We start from the raw sequence: 6,580 nt of genomic DNA, 5'->3' as shown, positions 1-6,580 counted from the left end.
CGCGTCGGAGGACCGGCGGCGGCTCGGCATCTGCGCCGCCGCGCTGGAAGCCGACGGCGTGCGCCTGCCGGTCTGGCACGGTGCGGGCTGGTACCGCCCGGACGAGGGCGATCGCGGGATGTGGAGCGGCGGGACCGCGGAACTGCTGCTCGGCCGCCCGGCGCGGCGGATCAGCCTCGATCTTGTCGGCAGCGTGCCGCGCTGGGTGCGGGACCCGGCGGCGCTTGCGCTCTGAGCCGCCGCGGATTTGACATTCGGCGGCCGCCTCTCTATGCGGACCGGCATGGCCGGGAACGTGGACGCACCTTCGGGGTGCGCGCCCGTTCCGTCGCGCATGCGCGGCGGAACCTACCGGTGCAACATCAGCGGCACGTCCGCGTCAACAAGAAGGAGTGCGGCACGCATGACCAAGCGTACCGAAAGCAAGTACAAGATCAACCGCCGCCTTGGCGTGAATCTCTGGGGCCGGCCGAAATCCCCGATCAACAAGCGCGAATACGGCCCCGGCCAGCATGGCCAGCGCCGCAAGAAGCCGTCCGACTTCGGCGTGCAGCTGATGGCGAAGCAGAAGCTTCGCGGCTATTACGGCAATATCAGCGAGAAGCAGTTCTACAAGTATTACGAGGAGGCGGTGCGCCGCCGGGGCGACACCTCCGAGAACCTGATCGAGCTGCTCGAGCGCCGGCTCGATGCGGTGGTCTATCGCATGAAGTTCGCGATCACCCCGTTCGCCGCGCGCCAGTTCGTCAGCCACGGCCACGTTCTCGTCAACGGCCGCCGCGTCAACATCTCGTCGTACCAGGTGCGTGACGGCGATGTCGTCGAGGTGCGCGAGAAGTCGAAGCAGCTCGCCATGGTGCTCGACTCGGTGCAGAGCGCCGAGCGCGACGTGCCGGAATATATCGAGGTCGACCACCGCGCGATGAAGGGCACCTTCGCCCGCGCGCCGAAGCTGGCCGACGTTCCCTATCCGGTGCAGATGGAACCCAACCTGGTCGTCGAGTTCTACTCGCGCTGACCCTGCTTCCGGTTTGAAGTCTCGGGGCCTATATCCGCATCGGGTATGGGCCCCGTTTCGTTTTGGCACAAGGAGAGGCGGCATGAACACGACGAAGCGCATCATCGGCCTGGCCCTCGCGCTGGCGCTGGCCGGCAGCCTGGCCGGCTGCGGCCTGTTCGGGTCCGGCGGCGGCGCGGCGGGTTCCGGCAAGACCTATATCGAGATCCCGCAGCAGGGCCGCTGAACCGGCCGCCAATCGCCCGGTTCCGCTCCTGCCCGCCGGATCGGAGGATCTCGGCCGGCTGATCGAGGCCTATTGGGCGGGCGGGAAGATGCCGGTGCGGACCTCTTCGGCATAGGCGCCGATCGCCTCGCGCACCATCCGCGCCCCGTCGGCATACACCTTGGCGAAGCCCGGAACATAGCCGCCGGTCAGCCCCAGAACGTCGTGCATCACCAGGATCTGCGCGTCGGTCCCGTTGCCGGCGCCGATGCCGATGGTGGGCACGCGCACCCGCCTGGTGATCTCGGCGCCGAGTCCGGCCGGGATCGCTTCCATCAGCACCATCCGCGCGCCGGCCTCGGCGAGGGCGGCGGCGTCCTCGATCATTCGCGCCGCCGCGTCCTCGGTCTTGCCCTGCTTGCGGAAGCCGCCGAGCTGGCGGACATGCTGCGGCGTCAGGCCGATATGCGCGCAGACGGGCACGGCGCGGGCGGAAAGGAAGCCGACGGTCTCGACCATCGCCGCCCCGCCCTCGAGCTTGACGATGTCCGCCCCCGCCTTGAGCAACTGGGCGGCGCTCGCGAAGGCCTGGGCAGGGCCGGCCTCGAAACTGCCGAAGGGCAGGTCGGCCATGATCAGGCAGGCGGGCGCGCCGCGCGCGACCATGCCGGTGTGATAGACCATCTGCTCCAGCGTCACCCGCAGCGTGTCGCGCTCGCCCTGGACGGTCATTCCCAGCGAATCGCCGATCAGGATGCCGTCGATCCCGGCGGCCTCGGCGAGTTTCGCGAACGGATAATCATAGGCGGTGATCAGCGCGCGGCGCTCGCCGTTGCGCTTCGCGCGTTCCCACGATCCGATCGATTTGCGGTCGGCCTTCCGATCTGCCGTTTCCATCGCCATGCCTTTCTGTGCTGGGGCGTGCCTGCGCGCGCTCGGGCTCAGCCCGCGCCCTCGGTGATCAGCCGCTCGCCCTCCGCCGTCACCTCGCGCAGCGTGCCGCTCGGAACGTCGAAATAGAAGCCATAGACGCCGAGTTCGCCCGCGTTGTGCGCGGAGGCGATCCAGGGGAAGGTCATGAGATTCTCGAGCGAGACCCGCACGCTTTCGATTTCGGCGCGGCGGGCGGCTTCCACCGGGTCATCGGCGAAGCGCACGGCGCGCTTGCGGGCGGGTTCGGCGATCCGCACCCAGTTCGCCACGAAGTCGCGCGCCTCGGGCGGGGGTTCGTGCAGCAGCGCCGCGATGCCGCCGCAGGAGGAATGGCCGATCACCGCGATGCGCCGCACCCGCAGCACCCGCACCGCGAATTCCAGCGCCGCCGAGGTGCCGTGATTGGCGGTGTCCGGCGCGTAGGGCGGCACCAGATTGGCGATATTGCGCACCGTGAACACGTCGCCGGGGGCGCAGTCGAAGATCATCTCCGGCGCGACGCGGGAATCGCAGCAGGCGATCGCCAGCGTGTGCGGCTTCTGCCCGTCGCGCGCCAGGGCCTCCAGGGTTTCCCGCTGCGCCGGCCAGCGCGCCGCGCGGAACCGTCGATACCCTGCCAGAAGCTCTTCCATCCGGGCCCCTCCTCAAGACAGCGTTCCGCTTATCATCCATGCCGCGCTGCGGCAAACATCGTCTCATATCGTGACGCGACGTGGCCGCCTTCGCCGTCCCGACGGAAAGACGCCTGGTCCTGGACGGCCCATCATCGACCGGTTTTCCCCATCTGCGTTCGCGGCTCTCCGAAATGGCGTCTGCACCTCGTCGACACCCTGGCGGATCGCACCCTGGCAGATCGGGGGCCGCATCCGCTGCGGACATCGCTGACCGCTGGCGTCATCGCGTCGCGCCGGGCCTCGCGCCGTTGACAGGCGAGGGGCGATCGAGAAACTGGCGCGCGTGAAACTTTCATCATGGCCCATGATCGGTTGCGGTTGCGGCGCCCGTTTCGAGGAGGGCTGAACGTGTCGCGTGCGCTGCGGATCGCCCATGGCGACTTTGGCCGGGTCGCCTTGCTCGACATGGACCGCAGCCTGGTGCGCCATGCCCATCCGCATTGCCACGTCCTGCTCAAGCTGGGCGGGGACGACACGAGGTTCGCGGTCGGTTCGAGCCTGGCGCCGCTGACCGATGACCTTGCCGTGCTGGTGAACGCCTGGGAGCCGCATGCCTATGTGCACGATCCATCACGGCGCAATGCGCTGATTCTGGCGCTGTATATCGACCCGTCCTGGCTCCGGCTGGTGCAGGCGGACCGGATCGCGCCGGGAGCGCCGGGATTTTTCCCCGCCTCGGCGGGCCGCATCGATGCCGGCATCCGCCGGCTGGCCCACGATCTCGCCGACGCGATGGTCGACCCGACGATGCAGGCGGCGGCGCGCGAGGCCCTGCTCTCCGAGCTGATGATTCGCGTCGTCGCGCGCTTCGGGTCCTTGCGGGACCGGCGGGCGATGCTGATCGAGGCGGCCGGCCGCGCCTCGATCGACCATCGGGTGCGCCGCTCGATCGACGCGATGAGGGCGGATCCCGGCGGCGTGCCGGGCATGGAGCGGATGGCCCGGCAGGCCGGCCTGTCGCGCGCGCATTTCTTCCGGCTGTTCGAGCGTTCGACCGGCGTGACGCCGCTGGTCTTCCTCAACATGCTGCGGGTCGAGCGCGCGGTCGACGCGGTGATGAACGCGGATGAGAGCCTCGCCGACATCGGCGAGCGCCTCGGCTTCGGTGCGCCCGCGCAATTCAGCCGCTTTTTCCGCGACCATGTCAGCGTCGCGCCGCGAGAGTTCCGCGCCGTGCTACGCTCCGCCTGACGGCCGATTTTGAGATGATTTGCAAAGTCGCGTGACGCGATGCGGTCGCCAGCCGCGGTCTCGCGGCGCTAGTCTCCGGCCGAGATGAGTGCCGCGATCGCGGCGCCAGGAGGAAACAGGCATGGACACGCAGGAGGAAACAGGCATGGACACGCAGGCGCGGAAGTCGCTCGGTCGTTCGTTCCCGCGGATCGAGGATGCCGCCCTGCTGACGGGGCGGGGACGTTTCATCGACGACCTGCCGGTCGGCCCGGCCACATCGCATGCCGCCATCCTGCGCTCGCCCCACCCTCACGCCGCGATCGAGGAGATCGATATCCGGGAGGCGCTGGCGATTCCCGGCGTCTTTGCCGTGATCACCGGCGCGGATCTCGTGCCCGTCACCGGCACACTGGTCGCGAGCGTGCGCGTGCCGGCGGAGGCGCGGGTGATGGCAACCGACCGCGTGCGCTACGTGGGCGAGCCGGTCGCCGTCGCCATCGCCGCCGATCGCTACATCGCCGAGGACGCGCTGGACGCCGTCAGGGTGCGCTACCGCCTGCTCGACCCCGTCGTCGATCCCGAGGCGGCGCTCGCGCCCGGTGCGCCGGTGCTGCACGAGGCGGTCGGGGGGAACCTGCTGAACGAGCGGCATTTTTCCTATGGCGATCCGGATGCGGCGTTCGCGGCGGCGGCGCGCCGGATCACCGTCGTCGCGCGCTATCCGCGCAACACCGGCGCGCCGATGGAAACCTATGGCGTGATCGCGACCTATGACGCGCACGGCGATTCCTACGACGTGCAGGCCAATTTCCAGGGGCCGTTCAGCATCCATGCCGTGCTGGCGCGCGCGCTCAACGTGCCGGGCAACCGCTTGCGGTTGCGGATGCCGCCGGACTCCGGCGGCAGTTTCGGCGTCAAGCAGGGGGTGGCGCCCTATGTCGTGCTGATGGCCGCCTGCGCCCGGCTGACCGGGCGCCAGGTGAAATGGATCGAAGACCGGATGGAGCATCTCGCCGCGTCGGTGTCGGCGACCAACCGGGTGACGCGCCTTCACGCCGCCGTCGACGCCGAGGGGCGGATCCTCGCGCTGGACTGGGACCAGCTGGAAGACTGCGGCGCCTATCTGCGCGCCCCGGAACCCGCGACCCTCTATCGCATGCACGGCAACATGACCGGGGCCTACGACATCCGCAACGTGCGGATCCGCAACCGGTTGGTGGCGACCAACAAGACGCCGACCGGCCTCGTGCGCGGCTTCGGCGGCCCGCAGGTCTACTATCCGCTGGAGCGGCTGATGCAGCGGATCGCGGTGGAGCTCGGGCTCGATCCGGTCGAGGTGACGCGGCGAAACCTGATTCCGGCCAGCGCCTTTCCCTATCGCACGGCAACCGGCGCGCTGTACGATTCCGGCGATTACCGCGGCGCGTTCGACCGCGCGCTGGACGCCGGAGGATACGCCTCGCTGCTCGAACGGCGCGCGGCGGCGAGGGCGTCGGGGAGGCTGTACGGCATCGGGCTCGCCGTGGTGGTCGAGCCCAGCGTCTCCAACATGGGCTATGTCTCGACGGTGCTGACGCCGGAGGAACGGCGCCGCGCCGGGCCCAAGAACGGCGCGCAGGCCAGCGCGACGGTGGCGCTCGACCCGCTCGGCGGCGTTTCGGTCCATGTCGCCTCGGTGCCGCAGGGGCAGGGGCACCGGACCGTGCTCGCCCAGGTCGTGGCCGACGAGTTCGGCCTCGATCCGGCGGACATCATGGTGGTGACCGACCTCGATACCGCCAGGGATGCCTGGTCGATCGCCTCCGGCAATTATTCCAGCCGCTTCGCGCCGGCGGTCGCGGGCACGGCGGCGCTCGCGGCGCGGCGGCTGCGGGCCCGGCTTGCGGCGGTCGCCGCCGGACAGCTCAACGTGCAGGCCGGCGAGGTCCGCTTCGCCGGAGGCCGGATCTTCGCCGCGGGCAATCCCGGCAACGGCGTCTCCTTCGGCCGCATCGCTGCCGCCGGCCACTGGGCGCCCGGGACGATCGATGCCGAACTCGGCCAGACGCTGCGCGAGACCGTATTCTGGACACCGCCCGAACTCGCCGCGCCCAATGATGCGGACGAGGTGAATTCCTCGCTCTGCCACGGCTTCATCTTCGATTTCTGTGGCGTCGAGATCGAGCGGGCGACGGGCCGGGTGCGGATCGACCGCTACGTGACCATGCATGATTGCGGCACGATCCTGCATCCCGCGATGGTCGACGGGCAGATCCGCGGCGGGTTCGCGCAGGGGCTCGGCGCGGCGCTGCTGGAGGAGCTGGCCTATGGCGACGACGGCGCGTTCATCTCGGGCACCTTCGCCGACTACATGCTGCCCTACGCGACCGAGGTGCCGCCGATCGAGATCCTGCACGAGGAAACGCCATCCCCCTTCACGCCGCTCGGCGCCAAGGGGGTCGGCGAGGGGAACTGCATGTCCACGCCGGTCTGCATCGCCAATGCGGTGGCCGACGCGCTGGGCGTTGCCGAACTCCATCTGCCACTGACCCCGTCGCGGCTGCGCGCCCTGCTCGGCGAGGCGGAGCCGCCCCCCGC

Annotated in this window: 7 protein-coding genes; 5 read left to right on the top strand and 2 right to left on the bottom strand. The window is 69.9% G+C overall.

What is annotated here, in order from left to right:
- From APM_RS13570 to APM_RS22060, 3 genes are all read left to right on the top strand, one after another.
- The coding region (locus tag APM_RS13570; RefSeq protein WP_007423934.1) for a hypothetical protein at positions 1 to 235 on the top strand (235 nt) is incomplete at its 5' end.
- 168 nt (positions 236 to 403) lie between these two features.
- Positions 404 to 1,018, top strand: a complete 615-nt coding sequence (gene rpsD / locus APM_RS13565) for a 30S ribosomal protein S4 (RefSeq protein WP_007423933.1) — start codon at positions 404 to 406, stop codon at positions 1,016 to 1,018.
- Positions 1,019 to 1,100: 82 nt separating this feature from the next.
- Positions 1,101 to 1,244: a hypothetical protein gene (locus APM_RS22060; protein ID WP_154653534.1), complete on the top strand. Its 144-nt coding sequence runs from the start codon at positions 1,101 to 1,103 to the stop codon at positions 1,242 to 1,244.
- Between the two features lie 69 nt (positions 1,245 to 1,313).
- Here APM_RS22060 and panB read toward each other — a convergent pair whose 3' ends face one another.
- Both panB and APM_RS13555 read right to left on the bottom strand, forming a co-directional pair.
- Complete coding sequence (gene panB / locus APM_RS13560) at positions 1,314 to 2,126, bottom strand: 3-methyl-2-oxobutanoate hydroxymethyltransferase (protein WP_007423932.1); 813 nt, start codon at positions 2,124 to 2,126, stop codon at positions 1,314 to 1,316.
- Positions 2,127 to 2,164: 38 nt separating this feature from the next.
- The gene (locus tag APM_RS13555; RefSeq protein ID WP_007423931.1) at positions 2,165 to 2,788 is read right to left on the bottom strand and encodes a carbonic anhydrase; all 624 of its coding nucleotides are present in this window, start codon (positions 2,786 to 2,788) and stop codon (positions 2,165 to 2,167) included.
- Between the two features lie 390 nt (positions 2,789 to 3,178).
- On the opposite strand from APM_RS13555, the gene APM_RS13550 reads away from it, so the two are divergent.
- Together APM_RS13550 and APM_RS13545 are read left to right on the top strand one after the other, a co-directional pair.
- Positions 3,179 to 4,021, top strand: coding sequence for an AraC family transcriptional regulator (locus tag APM_RS13550; protein WP_007423930.1), 843 nt, complete (start codon positions 3,179 to 3,181; stop codon positions 4,019 to 4,021).
- 121 nt (positions 4,022 to 4,142) lie between these two features.
- On the top strand, positions 4,143 to 6,580 hold a 2,438-nt coding region (locus tag APM_RS13545), incomplete at its 3' end, for a xanthine dehydrogenase family protein molybdopterin-binding subunit (protein WP_007423929.1).

This window comes from Acidiphilium sp. PM (assembly GCF_000219295.1).
Lineage (GTDB): Bacteria > Pseudomonadota > Alphaproteobacteria > Acetobacterales > Acetobacteraceae > Acidiphilium > Acidiphilium multivorum.
Note: the sequence above shows the minus strand (reverse complement) of the source record. Positions and strands in the feature narration are given on the sequence as shown.